This window comes from Lysobacter sp. F6437 (assembly GCF_052547215.1).
The window spans coordinates 689,332-702,089 of record NZ_JBQWRB010000001.1; the positions used below are offsets into that span (position 1 = coordinate 689,332).

A 12,758-nucleotide genomic window follows, 5' to 3' on the forward strand; every position below is an offset into this window, starting at 1 on the left:
GCACTTCACGCGTCCCGTCCGACAGCTCTCCAGTCGCCCGCCTCGCTCCCCCTCACGCGTTACCGCTCCTCCGGGAGTGGCGCCCTTACGGGAGTTTCCAATGCCGGCCCCTGGCAGCCACGCGCACATCATCCCTCTCGCCCCCCACCCCGGGGACGACGACGACCGTGGGGTCGATGCGGGCATTTCCTGCGACAGCTGCGATGCGGTCTGCTGCCGCCTCACGGTGGTGGTCATGCCGGAGGACCGGGTTCCACGGCACATGGTGGAACACGGGGAACTCGGGCTGGAAGTGATGGCGCGCGGCGAAGATGGTTGGTGCGTCGCGGTCGACCACACCCGCATGTGCTGCGGCATCTACGAACAGCGGCCGGCGATCTGCCGCAAGTTCGCGATGGGCAGCGCCTACTGCCGCGACGAGCGCGAGCAGTATCGCCATCGCTTCGATCGCGAGATCCCGTTGTTGTTGCGCTGAGCGCGCCGGTCAGTCGCCGCCGAGCAGGTCCAGCGGGTCGCCCTTGGGCTCGGGCTTGCGCGCATCCGGCAGGCGCTTGACCCGCGCGGCCCGGTAGCGATTGATCGCGTCGCGTGCCAGTTGCGTCTTGAACTCTTCGGACACCAGCAACTCCGGCCCGAACACCTCCGCCATCAGTGCGGCGATCAACTGCGCCTGGCCGCGACGGGCGTCGTCCGGCGCCTGTGCGGACCCGCGCAGGCGCTCCAGCGTCCGTTGCGCCACCTGCAGGCCACTGGCGATGGTGATGTCATACGCAGCGCGATCGGCCGGGTCCCGGCGCAACACCTGTTCCGCCGCCGCCAGCGCATCGACGTGGCGACCTTGTCCAGCGCGCAATTGCGCGATCAGCAGCCACGGCTCCTTGCGTGCCGGCTCCAGCGCCGCCGCCTGCTCCAACGCCGCGACTGCCGCGTCCATCTGACCCGCTTCCGCATAGGTCTGCGCAACCGCCATCGAACCGGCGTAATCCGGCGGCGCCGGACGACCGGCCAGGCTCGCGCATGCACCGAGCACGAACAGCAGCCCGGCGGCGCCGGCAAGCCGTGCAAATCGAGCCGGATCCTTGAAGTTCATGTCCAAACCTCCGTGCGCTCCCGCGGAAATGATCGATGCGACCGGTCAACGCGGCTGACCGCCATCATTGTGGCCCAAGCTTGCACTCGCCGGGCAACTTTCCTAGGCTGGGCAACGCACCATTTCAGCATCGCCGTGAATCCACCGGCGTATCCACCCTCCCCAATCCCATTATCGAGAGGCTTCCCATGGAGATCGCCGAGCGGCGTGTCGCCGCAATCCATTACACCCTGACCAACGATGCCGGCGAAGTGATCGACAAGTCGCCGACCGACGCACCGCTGACCTACCTGCACGGCGCTGGCAACATCATCCCCGGGCTGGAGAAGGCGCTGGTCGGCAAGAAGGCCGGCGACAGCCTCAACGCCGACGTAGCGCCCGAGGAAGGCTACGGCCCGCGCCACGACGGGCTGATCCAGACCGTGCCGCGCAGCGCCTTCGAAGGCGTGGAATCGGTGCAGCCGGGCATGCAGTTCGAAGCCCGCACCCCGCAGGGTCCGCTGCTGGTGACGGTGACCAAGGTCGAGCCGGAGCAGGTCATCGTCGACGGCAACCATCCGCTGGCCGGCCAGAACCTGCACTTCGCGGTGGAAGTCGCCGATGTACGCGAAGCGTCGGAAACCGAACTGAACGACGGCCGCGTGGCCCCCGCCGCCTGAATGCGCCATCCGACCGGGAACCCGCTTCCGACGCGGGTTCCCTGGTCGCCCCACCCGCAAGCTCAGACCACCTGCGCCATCACCGCGACGTAATGGCAGACGCTGCCGGCAACCACGAACAGGTGCCAGATCGCGTGCGAATACCGCAATGAGGGCCGGTGGTAGAACACCGTGCCCAGGGTGTAGCAGGCGCCGCCGCCGAGCAGCCAGCCGAGCGTCCAGTCGTCCAGCGCCTCCAGCAACGGCTTGAACGCGACCAGCACCAGCCAGCCCATCGCGATGTAGATCAGCGTCGACAACCGCTTGAAGCGGCCGGTGAAATAAAGTTTGAACACGACCCCGGCCACCGCCAGCAGCCAGATCGCCGCGAACAGCCCCCAGCCCCAGGGTCCGCGCAGGCCCACCAGCGTGAATGGCGTGTACGTCCCGGCGATCAGCACGTAGATCGCGCAGTGGTCGAATACCTTCAGCCGCGCCTTGGCCTGCGGATGCATGATCGAGTGGTAGAGCGTCGAGGCGACGTACAGCAGCAACAACGACACCCCGAACACGATCGCCCCGGCCAGTTGCCAGGCATCGCCGTGGAGCGCGGCCAGGGTGATCAGCAACGCTCCGCCCGCCAACGCCGCGACCGCGCCCAGCCCGTGGGTCAACGCGTTGGCGAATTCCTCGCCGGGGCCGCCGTCGGCCGGTTGTGCGCCGGGTTCGCTGCCGTGCATGGACTCATCCCTTCCTGAGGAAGCAGGTCTTGAGCACCAGTCCCTTGATCCTGTCGGAATTGCCTTCGATGTGCTCCGGGTCGCCGTCGACCAGGCGGATGCCCTTGATCACCGTGCCCTGCTTCAGGTTGATCGATGAACCCTTGACCTTGAGGTCCTTGACCACCACCACCGAGTCGCCCGCGGACAGCAGGTTGCCGTTGCAGTCGCGGACCACCGCGTCATCGTCGACTTCCGTATTGCCGGCCACCGGCCATTCGTGGGCGCAATCGGGGCAGACGCAGTTGTCGCCGTCGGGATAGGTGTTCTCCATGCCGCATCGGGGGCAGGCGGGGATATCGGGCATGATCCGTCCAGTTCGGTGGCAGCCCCGGATTATAGGCGCCACCCGTGCAGCGACCCGGGACGCCACGGCACTTTTCACGCGACGCACGGGGCCGGGTTGCTAGCGTCCCAGCCACCCACGCCTGCGGAGGCATGCCATGCGACCCCCACGCCACTTCCCCGGTCCTTTGCTGGCTGGACTGGCCATCGTGGTCCTGCTGGCATCCTGTGCCACCGGTCCGCGCGTACGCACCGATGCCGATCCCGCCGCCGACTTCTCGAAGTACGTGACGTACGCGTTCTACGAGCCGCTGGCGATGGAGCAGTCCGGCTACACCACCTACCTGTCCGACCGGATCAAGACCAGTGTGCGCCGTGAAATGGAAGCCCGCGGTTACCGCTTCGACCCGGACGATCCCGACCTGCGGGTGAACTTCCAGGGCATCATCCGCGAGCGCACCGACGTCTACAGCGTGCCGCGTTCGGACACCCAGTACTTCTACAGCTACCGCGCCCGGCGCTACTTCGCCGTACCGGTCTGGTACGACGAGACGCGGGTGAACGACTACACCGAAGGCACCCTCACGGTCGATCTGGTCGACGCTGAGCGCAACCACCTGGTCTGGACCGGCGACGCGATCGGCCGGGTTACCCAACGGACCCCGCAGGAGCGCGTGCAGGCCGCGGACGCGGCGATCGCGGCGATTTTCATGCAATACCCGTACACCGCAGGTTCGGCGCAGCCGCGGCAGGCGCAGTAACGGCGCGAGACCGCCACCAGCGTGAAAGTATCGCCGCCCCCCGCCATACTCCGGTCGGAGGGGACTCACTGGACTCGGGATGCGACGAATACTCCGCGCGATCGCCTTCGCGATAGTTGCGCTGGCCTTCATCATCGGCAGCGGCCTGCTGCTGGCCGACCACCTGACCCCGCCGGCCACCGGTGCCCCAAGCCACGCACTGGCACCCCGGCCCGACCAGACCGCCATCGACCGCGAACTGGTGCCGATGCTGGCCGCCAACCCCGGCAAGACCGGCGTGCTGCTGCTGGCCAATGGCCTGGATGCCTTTGCCGCGCGTGCGATCGCCACCCGCAAGGCCGGCCGCAGCCTCGACCTGCAGTACTACATCTGGCACGACGACCTGACCGGCCACCTGCTCGCACGCGAGGTCCACGAGGCGGCCGAGCGCGGGGTCCGCGTGCGCATGCTGCTCGACGACATGAACGCCGAGGGCCTCGACCCGCAGCTGATGACGCTGGACGCCCACCCCAACATCGAGCTGCGCCTGTACAACCCGTTCCGCAACCGGGAAGGCTTCGAGCGCGTGCTCGAAATGATCCAGCGCGTCTTCAGCATCAACCACCGGATGCACAACAAGGCCTGGATCGCCGACGGCCGGGTGGCGGTGATCGGCGGGCGCAATATCGGCGAGGAATATTTCAACGCCGATGCCGAGGTCAACTTTCGCGACCTCGACCTCCTGCTGTTCGGCCCGGCAGTGGCCCAGGCCAGCACGATCTTCGACCAGTACTGGAACAGCGCCGCCGCGGTGCCGATCGCAGCGCTCAACCGCAAGCGCCCGGAAGAACTGCAGGCGATGCTGGCCAGTGTCGACCTCGAAGCGCACCAGGCCGAGGCACAGCCCTACCTGCAGCGCGTCGCCGAGTCCCAGGCCGTACGCGCCTACCAGCAGCGCTCGCTGGAACCGCACTGGACCGCCAACGTGGAGGTGGTCTCCGATCCACCGATCAAGCGCGGCGGCAACCGCGAGGACTGGCTCGTCGGGCACTTGACCGACATGCTCGCGACCACCCGCCAGAAGGCACTTCTGATCTCGCCCTATTTCGTTCCCGGCGACGACGGCGTGGACGGATTCGCAGCCCTCGCCCGCCGTGGCGCCGAGGTCGGCATCGCCACCAACTCGCTCGCCGCCAACGACGCGCCGGCGGTGCACAGTGGCTACGCGGGCTATCGCGAGGACCTGCTCGGGCAAGGCGTGCACCTGTACGAAATGAAGGCACGCGGCCACACCGAATCGGCCGGTGTATTCGGCAGCAGCGGCGCCAGCCTGCATACCAAGGCCTTCGTGGTCGACGATGTGCGCGGCTTCGTCGGATCGTTCAACCTCGACCCGCGTTCGATCGACCTCAATACCGAGATGGGCGTCCTGTTCGAGGATCGCGCGATCGCCATCGACCTGCGCAACGAGTATTTGCGCCTGACCGATCCCGCACTGAGCTACTGGGTCTACCTCGACGCCGACGGCGAGGTGCGCTGGCTCGACCGCGCGCAGCATCCTCCCGTGGCGCTGAGGGAAGAACCCGACACCAGCGCGTGGCAGCGTGGCCTCGTCACCGTACTGGGCTGGCTGCCGATCGAGTCGCAGCTGTAGCAACCGTCAACGCAGTTGGCTGTCCTTGCTGCCGCGCCGGTTGTAACCCCCGGCGATGCCCTGTTCGCGATCTTCCGCTTCCTGGCAGGCGATGCACAGGCGCACGCCGGGAACGGCCTCGCGGCGCGCCTCGGGGATAGGTGCATCGCATTCTTCGCAATGGGCCAGGCCCGGGCCGCGCTTCAGCTGGCTGCGCGCGCGCTTGATGCCGTCCTTGACGGTGGCATCGATCTGGTCCTGTACGGCGCCGTCACCGGCCCAGCCAGTCGCCATGGGAAGTCTCCGGAAAAGCAAGCCAGGCCGGCAGGATAGCGCCGCGGCCATGAACCGGACGTCGACCGTCCGTCATCGGCATTCAAGCTGAACGACACTGGCCGGGGGTCAGATGTCATTCACGGTGGCTGCCGCCAAGTAGGTCCCGGCCAACCGTTCGTTGGCGCGGAGCCTACAGGGGGCCGACATGACACTTTCCTCCCAACAGACCGTATTTGCGCTGGTACTCGGCGCGGTGATGGCACTCGGTCTCTCAGCACCGGCCGACGCGCGCCAGAAGCAGCACGACGAACGCGAACGGCGCGAGCAGTCCGACAAGGGCAAGCATGCCGACCAACCACAGGCCAAGGCACGCAGGAACGCCGAACAGGCGCGCGCGGAGGCCCGCGACAGAGTCGACAACCGCAGGCGCGACAACCGCGGGAGCGAAAAGCCCGCGTATGTCCAGCGGCGACAGCAGGCCGATGTCCGTCACCAGGTCCAGCGCGCGCAGGCGGCGCAGCAGTCGCAACGCCGGCAAGCGCAGCAGCGGCGCACCGAGCAGCAACGGCAGGTAGAGGCCCGCAACGACCGGCAGCGCGTGGTACGCCAACAGGCCGAGCGTGAACGGCAGACGCGCAGCAATGACCGGCGTGTACGCGAGGATGCGCGTGTACGCGAACAGCGCCGGGAAATGGCGCGCGCACAGAATGATCGCGAGCAGCGTATTCGCCGCGACCGGCAGCGCGCGGACCGCTTCCGCCACGACCGTGACCTGCGGCAGCGCCAGGCGGCGCAACGCGCCCGTGTCCTGCAGCAGCAGCGCCGCATCAACCAGTACCGCTACCAGCAGGCCTACTACGCGCGCCTGCGCCAGCATCAGTCACGGTTCGACGCGCGCAACCACAACTATTACAGCGACCGCTATTACTCGACGCCCGCCAGCTACCGGTACTCCTACGGCGATCGCTGGCACCAGACCAATCGATACGGCGCCGACCTGATCCGCCAAGCGGTCCGCTACGGCTACGAGGAGGGCCTGCGCGCCGGCCGCGCCGATCGCGAGGACAGGTGGCGCAGCGACTACCGCAACAGCTACGCCTACCAGGACGCCAACTACGGCTACCAGGGCTATTACATCGACCAGGCCACCTACAACCATTATTTCCGCGAAGGCTTCCGGCGCGGCTACGACGACAGCTACTCCAGCCGCTACCGTTACGGCGGACGCGACGGGAATGGCAACTTCGCCATCCTCGCAGCGGTCCTGACCGCCGTGGTCGGCCTGCAGTTGCTGGACTGAGGAAAACCTACCCTGCCGACGGCACCGGTCCGTCGCGCAGGGCGCGGTCGAACAACGCGATCGTGCGGCGCCAGGCTTCGGCCGCGGCGTCCTCGTCGTAGCGCGGCGTGGTGTCGTTGTTGAAGCCGTGCTGGGTGCCCGCCGGCTGGTACAGGGCATGGGTCACGCCAGCCGCCTTGAGCGCGGCTTCATAAGCCGGCCATGTCGCGTTGACGCGGTCGTCGTTGGCGGCGAGCACCACCAGCAATTCGGCCTTGATGGCGTCCACGTCGTCCACCGGTGGCGCGGTGCCGTAGAACGGAGCCGCCGCGGCCAGGTCAGGCAAACGTGTTGCAAGAAAATTGGCCATGGCGCCGCCGTAGCAGAAGCCGACCACGCCCATCCGCCCGTTGCCGCCCTCGACCTTGCCGAGCATTGAAGCCGCGGCGAGGAAGTCCCCGTGGGTTTTGTCCTGGTCGAGCTTGCCGAACAGCTCGCGCGCTGCGTCCTCGTCACCGGGGTAACCGCCCAGCGGAAACAGCGCGTCGGGGGCGAACGCGATGAAGCCCTCCAGCGCCATCCGTCGCGTGACGTCTTCGATATGCGGATTGAGGCCGCGGTTCTCGTGCACCACCAGCACCAGAGGCAATGGGCCGTCAGTCGCGGCGGGTTTCACCAGATAGCCGCGACCGGTGCCGTAGCCCTTTGGCGAGTCGAACTCGACGAAATCCGCCGACAGCCGCGGATCATCGGGCTTGACCTGTTGCGCTTCGGCGAAGCGTGGCGCCAGCGCCGCGAGCAGCCCGGTGGCCGTGGCCGCACCGACCGCGAAACGCGCCGCGCCGGCGAGGAAGCCGCGGCGGTCGATAGCGCCATGCACGTACTGGTCGAACAATCTCAGCACTTCCGGATCGAAGTCGCTGGCCTTTGCACGGGGTCGGTTCGACATGGCTTTCTCCGGGACGAGTGGCTCGCGGGTCGAAGCATATCCGGGGAATTGTTATCGAATGGGAAAACCGTCCCCATGCTCACCCGCGTTTCGCATTCTGCGCCCTAGAGTCCTCACCTGCATCAAAGTCCCCACCTGCATCGCAGGCAATCGGAGTCCATCGTGAAGCCAACCATTCTTGCAATCGCCCTCGCCCTCATCGTCGGCTGCACCCCGACCGGCGAGCCGCAGCCCCCCACGACTACGACACCCGGTGCGCCCCCCGCCGTCACGGCAGAGCCCGGCCCGCCGACCGAGCCACGTACCCCCGCTCCCGCCGAAGCCAGCACTGTGCCGGAACGCTTCCAGGGAGAGTGGAACAGCACGCCCGCCGATTGCGGCACCGCCAACAATCCGTCCCGACTGCGGATCGGCGCCGACGACATCCGCTTCCACGAAAGCAGCGGCACGATCACCTCGGTAACCGTCAGCGACGAATCGGACATCACCCTGGTCGCCGACATGACCGGCGAGGGCGAGGTGTTCGAGTCGACGCACGCGTTCGAGTTGTCGGACGACGGCAACACGTTGACCGATACCAGCTCGGGCATCGGGATGGTGCGCCACCGTTGCGAGTGAGCGGCCATGCGGGCCAGCCGGTTTGCGGATGCGGGTAACCGGCCCCATATCGCAGATTCCGCACCTGTCCGGAACACGACTCCTTGCCTCCTTCTCCGCATTCATCCCCCGACACCGGCTCCAATGAGTTGACCAGCAGCTTCCTCGGCGTGTTCCGCTTCAGCGGTCGCGCCCTGGAGCTGGTCTGGAGCACCAGCCGGCCGCTGACCGTCGCGCTCGGACTGTTGACCCTGATCGCCGGCCTGCTGCCGGCCGGCGTCGCCTGGGTCGGCGCGCTGATCATCGATGCGGTGGTCGAGGCCAGCCGTGCGGTGGCGGCCGGCGAGCCGCTGCTGCTGAGGCCGGTGTTCACCGTGATCGCGGTCGAGGCCGGGCTGGTGATGGCCCTGGCCGGAGCCCAGCGCGGCATCTCGTTGTGCCAGTCGCTGCTGCGCGCCCAGCTGGGCCAGCGGGTCAACGTGATGATCCTAGAGAAGGCGCTGACGTTGCAGCTCGCGCACTTCGAAGACTCGGAGTTCTACGACAAGCTGACCCGGGCGCGGCGCGAGGCCTCCTCAAGGCCGCTGTCGCTGGTCAACCGCACCTTCGGACTGGTCCAGAACGGCATCTCGCTGGTCAGCTACGGCGTGTTGCTGGCGCAGTTCTCGCCGTGGGCGGTCGGCGTGCTGCTGCTGGCCGGGCTGCCGTCGTTCGTGGCCGAGACGCGCTTCTCCGGCGACGCCTTCCGGCTGTTCCGCTGGCGCTCGCCGGAAACCCGGATGCAGATGTACCTGGAGACCGTACTGGCGCGCGAGGACCACGCCAAGGAGGTCAAGCTCTACGGCCTCGGCCCGCTGCTGCTGGACCGCTACCGCGGCATCTTCCACACGCTGTACAGCGCCGACCGCGAGCTGGCGATCCGCCGCGACGGCTGGGGCTTCGTGCTCGGCCTGATCGGCACCGTGACGTTGTATGTCGCGTACGGCTGGATCGCCATGACCACCGTCGTCGGGCGCATCACGCTCGGCCAGATGACGATGTACCTGATGCTGTTCCGCCAGGGCCAGGCGGCGGTGTCGGCCAGCCTGTCGGCAATCGGCGGCATGTACGAGGACAACCTGTACCTGTCGACGCTGTACGAGTACCTGGAAACCCCGGTACCGGCGGCGCGCGGCACCGCCGAGAAGGGTCCCGACCCCAGCGACGGCATCCGCTTCGAGAACGTCGGCTTCACCTACCCCGGCTCCGACACCCCGGCACTGCAGGACATCAACCTGCACATCCGCCCCGGCGAGTCGCTGGCGCTGGTCGGCCAGAACGGTTCCGGCAAGACCACCCTGATCAAGCTGCTGACCCGACTGTACTCGCCCGACACCGGCCGCATCCTGCTCGACGGCCGCGACCTGCAGGAGTGGGACGAGGCCACGCTGCTGCAGCGCATCGGCGTGATCTTCCAGGACTTCGCGCGCTACCAGATGCGGGTCGGCGAGAATGTCGGCGCCGGCGACGTCGAGCACTTCGAGAACCGCGAGCGCTGGCAGGAAGCCGCCGACATGGGCATGGCCACGCCGTTCATCGAGACCCTGCCGGCCGGTTTCGATACCCAGCTCGGCAAGTGGTTCCGCGAGGGCCGCGAGCTGTCCGGTGGCCAATGGCAGAAGATCGCCTTGGCCCGCGCCTTCATGCGCTCGCGCGCCGACATCCTGGTGCTCGACGAGCCGACCGCGGCGATGGACGCGGCCGCCGAGGCGACCATCTTCGAGCACTTCCGCAAGCTGACCGACAACCGCATCGCGATCCTGATCTCGCACCGCTTCTCGACCGTGCGCATGGCCGACCAGATCATCGTCATCCAGGACGGCCGCATCATCGAGCGCGGCAGCCACGAGCAGCTGATCGCGGCCGACGGCCACTATGCGCACCTGTTCTCGCTGCAGGCGCAGGGCTATCGCTGACGGTCGGCGTCAAGAGGCCGCGGCCGGCGCCAACGCGCTCCGCCGCCACGCGCCGGGCGGCATGCCGACCTGGCGCTTGAACGCGCGGTTGAACGCGGCTTCGGATTCATAGCCAACCTCGGACGCGGCTTGGGCGATGCTCAGTCCCCGCCCAAGTGCGTTGGCCGCCAGTTGCAGCCGCCACTGGCCGAGGTAGTGCATCGCCGGCGTGCCCATGATCCGGCTGAACCGCTCGGCGAATGCGGACCGCGACAAGCCGACCTCTCGGGCGAGCGTGTCCAGCGTCCACGCCTGCGCCGGCCGTCCGTGCATCAACCGCAACGCCGCGCCGACATGGCGGTCGCGCAGTCCGGCCAGCCAGCCGGTGGATGCCTCCGGCAGGCCGTCGATGTGCTGGCGTACCGCGTGCAGGAACATCAGCTCGCTGAGCTTGGACAGGATCGTCTCGCCGCCGGCCCGCGGCGCACGGGTTTCCTCCAGCGCGACCTGGATCAGTTCGTGGGTGAGGTGTCCGCCACCCCCACCACCACGCACGTGCAGCACCCGCGGCAGCGCGCCGAGGATCGGGTTGAACGGCCGCGAATCGCATCCCAGGTAGCCGCAGACAAAACGCGTCTCGACCCCATGGCCGCCGAACTCGTTGAACACGAACGGCAGCGCCGTGTCGACCGGACGGTAGTAGATCTCCATGTTCGGCACCGACCGCTTGCCGCGCTCGGTGCCCATGTAATGCCCGTCCCCGCCGGCGAAGATCACCGCATCACCCACCTCCAGCCGGATCGCCGGCAGCGACTCGTCGGCCAGCTGCGCCCAGCACGAACCCTCCATCAGGATGTGGAAGCAGATCACGTGCTCGAAATCCGGCATGACGCTGGCGCAGATGCTCGCCACCGCCGGCGACTCTGCCACCCACGGCGCATGCGCGTGGATGTCGAAGAAGACCGCGCCGGTCAGGCGTACCGCACGCAACACATCGGACAGGACATCCAAAACAGCCTCCACGGACGATCGGTCAATACCGGCGGATGGCAGGGCAACCGTTTGCACGAACGGACAACGATCGCGACGGATCAGTCATGGCGCGTGGGATGCGAGGCGCCCACGATCGCTTCATCCAAGGAGCGGATCACTGCACCCCTTCCACCACTGGAGCACCCATGAAAATTCGACTCGAACATTCACTGCCCGCCCTCCTTGTCATCTGCGCGTGGACTCCCGCCATCGCGGCGGACGCGCACCACGGTGGTGGACACGGCAACGCCACCGGACTGGTCCAGACGGTCCGCGAAGCCACGCACCGCTACCTGCACCTCAGCCGGGCCGAAGCCGACGGCTACGGCGCCTTCCTTGGCTGCACCAGCGGGCACCAGCACGGCGCCATGGGCCTGCACTATGCCAACGGCGTCCTCGTCAGCGACGGGACACTCGACGCCAACCGCCCGGAAGTGCTGGTGTACGAACCGCGGCGCAACGGCCGGATGCAACTGGTCGCGGTCGAGTACCTGGTGATCGCCGAGGCCTGGGATGCGGCCAATGCATCGCCGCCGGTACTGCAGGGCCAACTGTTCCACTACCAGGGCAGCCCCAACCGGTATGGCCTGCCGGCGTTCTACGGCCTGCACGTCTGGGCCTGGAAGCACAACCCCAGCGGCATGTACTCGAGCTGGAACCCGCGGGTGTCGTGCGAGTCCTACGACCCGCCGCTCACCTGACCATCGCCCAACGCACCCAACACGGCCGCGAGGAGAACGACATGCCCCGATTCCTGATCGAGCGCGATATTCCCGGCTCCGGCGCGATGACGCCGGAGCAACTCGCCGGAGCGACCCGACAGTCCAACGCCGTCCTCGCAGCCATGGACGGCGATATCCAGTGGCGTCACAGCTACGTGGCCGGCGACCGCATCTATTGCATCTACGACGCCGCCAGCGAAGGCCTGATCCGCGAGCATGCCGAGCGCTCCGGATTCCCCGCCACCCGGATCACGCCGGTGTCGGCCATCATCGACCCGGACTACGCGGACGGAGCCGCGCCAGGGCAACTCAGGCGCCGCGAACCCGCAACGTCAGGCCCTTGAGGAAGTTGCGCAGCAACTGGTCGCCGCACAGCCGGAAGTTCTTGTGCCCCGGCTGGCGGAACAGCGCGGACAGTTCCGGCTTGGAGATCGGGAACCCAGCGGCCTCGAAGACCTCGTGCATGTCGAGGTCCTTCAACTCGAACGCGACGCGCAACTTCTTCAGCACCACGTTGTTGTTGACCCGCTTCTCCACCGGCCGCGGCGGCAAATCCGGGTTGCGGCCACGCCGATGGATCACCAGCCCGTCGAGGAAATGCGCCAGCACCGCGTTACTGCATTCGACGTAGCCATCTTCGTTGTCCTTCTTCAGGAACGCCTCGACATCCGCCTTCTCGATCGGGAAATCCGGATCGGTCAGGTGACTGATCTCCACCACCTTTCCATCGCTGAGGTCGAGCATGTAGCGGATGCTGCGCAGTACGTCGTTGTTGATCATTTCCGGTCCGGTTCAGCGCGTCCG

Annotated in this window: 16 protein-coding genes; 9 read left to right on the forward strand and 7 right to left on the reverse strand. The window is 67.5% G+C overall.

Translation table 11 applies throughout. From position 1 onward, the window contains the following. Positions 1 to 100: 100 nt before the first annotated feature. On the forward strand, positions 101 to 475 hold the full coding sequence (locus tag ACT9F5_RS03080; protein WP_445118458.1) for a YkgJ family cysteine cluster protein: 375 nt from the start codon (positions 101 to 103) through the stop codon (positions 473 to 475). A gap of 9 nt (positions 476 to 484) precedes the next feature. On the opposite strand, the gene ACT9F5_RS03085 is transcribed toward ACT9F5_RS03080, so the two are convergent. Then, complete coding sequence (locus ACT9F5_RS03085) at positions 485 to 1,090, reverse strand: tetratricopeptide repeat protein (protein ID WP_445118459.1); 606 nt, start codon at positions 1,088 to 1,090, stop codon at positions 485 to 487. Between the two features lie 188 nt (positions 1,091 to 1,278). Between ACT9F5_RS03085 and ACT9F5_RS03090 the strand changes: the two genes are divergently transcribed. Beyond that, positions 1,279 to 1,749: an FKBP-type peptidyl-prolyl cis-trans isomerase gene (locus ACT9F5_RS03090; protein ID WP_445118460.1), complete on the forward strand. Its 471-nt coding sequence runs from the start codon at positions 1,279 to 1,281 to the stop codon at positions 1,747 to 1,749. A 62-nt stretch (positions 1,750 to 1,811) separates the two neighbouring features. Here ACT9F5_RS03090 and trhA read toward each other — a convergent pair whose 3' ends face one another. Further along, positions 1,812 to 2,468 carry a PAQR family membrane homeostasis protein TrhA gene (gene trhA / locus ACT9F5_RS03095; RefSeq protein WP_445118461.1) on the reverse strand — a complete coding sequence of 219 codons (657 nt, stop codon included), beginning with the start codon at positions 2,466 to 2,468 and terminating at the stop codon, positions 1,812 to 1,814. Positions 2,469 to 2,472: 4 nt separating this feature from the next. After that, entirely contained in the window at positions 2,473 to 2,814 is a 342-nt protein-coding gene (locus ACT9F5_RS03100) for a zinc ribbon domain-containing protein YjdM (RefSeq protein ID WP_445118462.1), read from the reverse strand. Between the two features lie 136 nt (positions 2,815 to 2,950). Between ACT9F5_RS03100 and ACT9F5_RS03105 the strand changes: the two genes are divergently transcribed. Next, on the forward strand, positions 2,951 to 3,553 hold the full coding sequence (locus ACT9F5_RS03105; protein ID WP_445118463.1) for a DUF4136 domain-containing protein: 603 nt from the start codon (positions 2,951 to 2,953) through the stop codon (positions 3,551 to 3,553). Positions 3,554 to 3,632: 79 nt separating this feature from the next. Then, positions 3,633 to 5,186: a phospholipase D-like domain-containing protein gene (locus ACT9F5_RS03110; RefSeq protein WP_445118464.1), complete on the forward strand. Its 1,554-nt coding sequence runs from the start codon at positions 3,633 to 3,635 to the stop codon at positions 5,184 to 5,186. Between the two features lie 6 nt (positions 5,187 to 5,192). Here the strand turns inward: ACT9F5_RS03110 and ACT9F5_RS03115 are convergent, their stop codons facing one another. Continuing rightward, positions 5,193 to 5,459: a DksA/TraR family C4-type zinc finger protein gene (locus tag ACT9F5_RS03115; RefSeq protein ID WP_445118465.1), complete on the reverse strand. Its 267-nt coding sequence runs from the start codon at positions 5,457 to 5,459 to the stop codon at positions 5,193 to 5,195. 187 nt (positions 5,460 to 5,646) lie between these two features. Between ACT9F5_RS03115 and ACT9F5_RS03120 the strand changes: the two genes are divergently transcribed. Beyond that, positions 5,647 to 6,741, forward strand: coding sequence for a hypothetical protein (locus ACT9F5_RS03120; protein WP_445118466.1), 1,095 nt, complete (start codon positions 5,647 to 5,649; stop codon positions 6,739 to 6,741). Between the two features lie 7 nt (positions 6,742 to 6,748). Here the strand turns inward: ACT9F5_RS03120 and ACT9F5_RS03125 are convergent, their stop codons facing one another. Further along, positions 6,749 to 7,669, reverse strand: coding sequence for a dienelactone hydrolase family protein (locus tag ACT9F5_RS03125; RefSeq protein WP_445118467.1), 921 nt, complete (start codon positions 7,667 to 7,669; stop codon positions 6,749 to 6,751). A gap of 162 nt (positions 7,670 to 7,831) precedes the next feature. Here ACT9F5_RS03125 and ACT9F5_RS03130 point away from each other — a divergent pair, with 162 nt between their 5' ends. Both ACT9F5_RS03130 and ACT9F5_RS03135 read left to right on the forward strand, forming a co-directional pair. Continuing rightward, positions 7,832 to 8,287: a hypothetical protein gene (locus ACT9F5_RS03130; protein WP_445118468.1), complete on the forward strand. Its 456-nt coding sequence runs from the start codon at positions 7,832 to 7,834 to the stop codon at positions 8,285 to 8,287. Positions 8,288 to 8,415: 128 nt separating this feature from the next. Further along, positions 8,416 to 10,221, forward strand: a complete 1,806-nt coding sequence (locus tag ACT9F5_RS03135; RefSeq protein WP_445118469.1) for an ATP-binding cassette domain-containing protein — start codon at positions 8,416 to 8,418, stop codon at positions 10,219 to 10,221. 9 nt (positions 10,222 to 10,230) lie between these two features. On the opposite strand, the gene ACT9F5_RS03140 is transcribed toward ACT9F5_RS03135, so the two are convergent. Further along, positions 10,231 to 11,211 carry a cupin domain-containing protein gene (locus tag ACT9F5_RS03140; RefSeq protein WP_445118470.1) on the reverse strand — a complete coding sequence of 327 codons (981 nt, stop codon included), beginning with the start codon at positions 11,209 to 11,211 and terminating at the stop codon, positions 10,231 to 10,233. Between the two features lie 167 nt (positions 11,212 to 11,378). On the opposite strand from ACT9F5_RS03140, the gene ACT9F5_RS03145 reads away from it, so the two are divergent. Both ACT9F5_RS03145 and ACT9F5_RS03150 read left to right on the forward strand, forming a co-directional pair. After that, complete coding sequence (locus ACT9F5_RS03145; protein WP_445118471.1) at positions 11,379 to 11,933, forward strand: hypothetical protein; 555 nt, start codon at positions 11,379 to 11,381, stop codon at positions 11,931 to 11,933. Between the two features lie 41 nt (positions 11,934 to 11,974). Beyond that, positions 11,975 to 12,298: a nickel-binding protein gene (locus ACT9F5_RS03150; protein ID WP_445118472.1), complete on the forward strand. Its 324-nt coding sequence runs from the start codon at positions 11,975 to 11,977 to the stop codon at positions 12,296 to 12,298. Here ACT9F5_RS03150 and ACT9F5_RS03155 read toward each other — a convergent pair. Next, on the reverse strand, positions 12,264 to 12,734 hold the full coding sequence (locus ACT9F5_RS03155; protein WP_445118473.1) for a DUF1456 family protein: 471 nt from the start codon (positions 12,732 to 12,734) through the stop codon (positions 12,264 to 12,266). The genes ACT9F5_RS03150 and ACT9F5_RS03155 overlap by 35 nt on opposite strands. Positions 12,735 to 12,758: the final 24 nt, after the last annotated feature.

What these genes read in the sequence shown, in the direction of transcription:
- ACT9F5_RS03080 (WP_445118458.1), top strand. Translation starts at nt 101, where the DNA reads ATGCCGGCCCCTGGCAGCCACGCGCACATCATCCCTCTCGCCCCCCAC.
- ACT9F5_RS03085 (WP_445118459.1), bottom strand. Translation starts at nt 1,090, where the DNA reads ATGAACTTCAAGGATCCGGCTCGATTTGCACGGCTTGCCGGCGCCGCC.
- ACT9F5_RS03090 (WP_445118460.1), top strand. Translation starts at nt 1,279, where the DNA reads ATGGAGATCGCCGAGCGGCGTGTCGCCGCAATCCATTACACCCTGACC.
- trhA (WP_445118461.1), bottom strand. Translation starts at nt 2,468, where the DNA reads ATGCACGGCAGCGAACCCGGCGCACAACCGGCCGACGGCGGCCCCGGC.
- ACT9F5_RS03100 (WP_445118462.1), bottom strand. Translation starts at nt 2,814, where the DNA reads ATGCCCGATATCCCCGCCTGCCCCCGATGCGGCATGGAGAACACCTAT.
- ACT9F5_RS03105 (WP_445118463.1), top strand. Translation starts at nt 2,951, where the DNA reads ATGCGACCCCCACGCCACTTCCCCGGTCCTTTGCTGGCTGGACTGGCC.
- ACT9F5_RS03110 (WP_445118464.1), top strand. Translation starts at nt 3,633, where the DNA reads ATGCGACGAATACTCCGCGCGATCGCCTTCGCGATAGTTGCGCTGGCC.
- ACT9F5_RS03115 (WP_445118465.1), bottom strand. Translation starts at nt 5,459, where the DNA reads ATGGCGACTGGCTGGGCCGGTGACGGCGCCGTACAGGACCAGATCGAT.
- ACT9F5_RS03120 (WP_445118466.1), top strand. Translation starts at nt 5,647, where the DNA reads ATGACACTTTCCTCCCAACAGACCGTATTTGCGCTGGTACTCGGCGCG.
- ACT9F5_RS03125 (WP_445118467.1), bottom strand. Translation starts at nt 7,669, where the DNA reads ATGTCGAACCGACCCCGTGCAAAGGCCAGCGACTTCGATCCGGAAGTG.
- ACT9F5_RS03145 (WP_445118471.1), top strand. Translation starts at nt 11,379, where the DNA reads ATGAAAATTCGACTCGAACATTCACTGCCCGCCCTCCTTGTCATCTGC.
- ACT9F5_RS03150 (WP_445118472.1), top strand. Translation starts at nt 11,975, where the DNA reads ATGCCCCGATTCCTGATCGAGCGCGATATTCCCGGCTCCGGCGCGATG.
- ACT9F5_RS03155 (WP_445118473.1), bottom strand. Translation starts at nt 12,734, where the DNA reads ATGATCAACAACGACGTACTGCGCAGCATCCGCTACATGCTCGACCTC.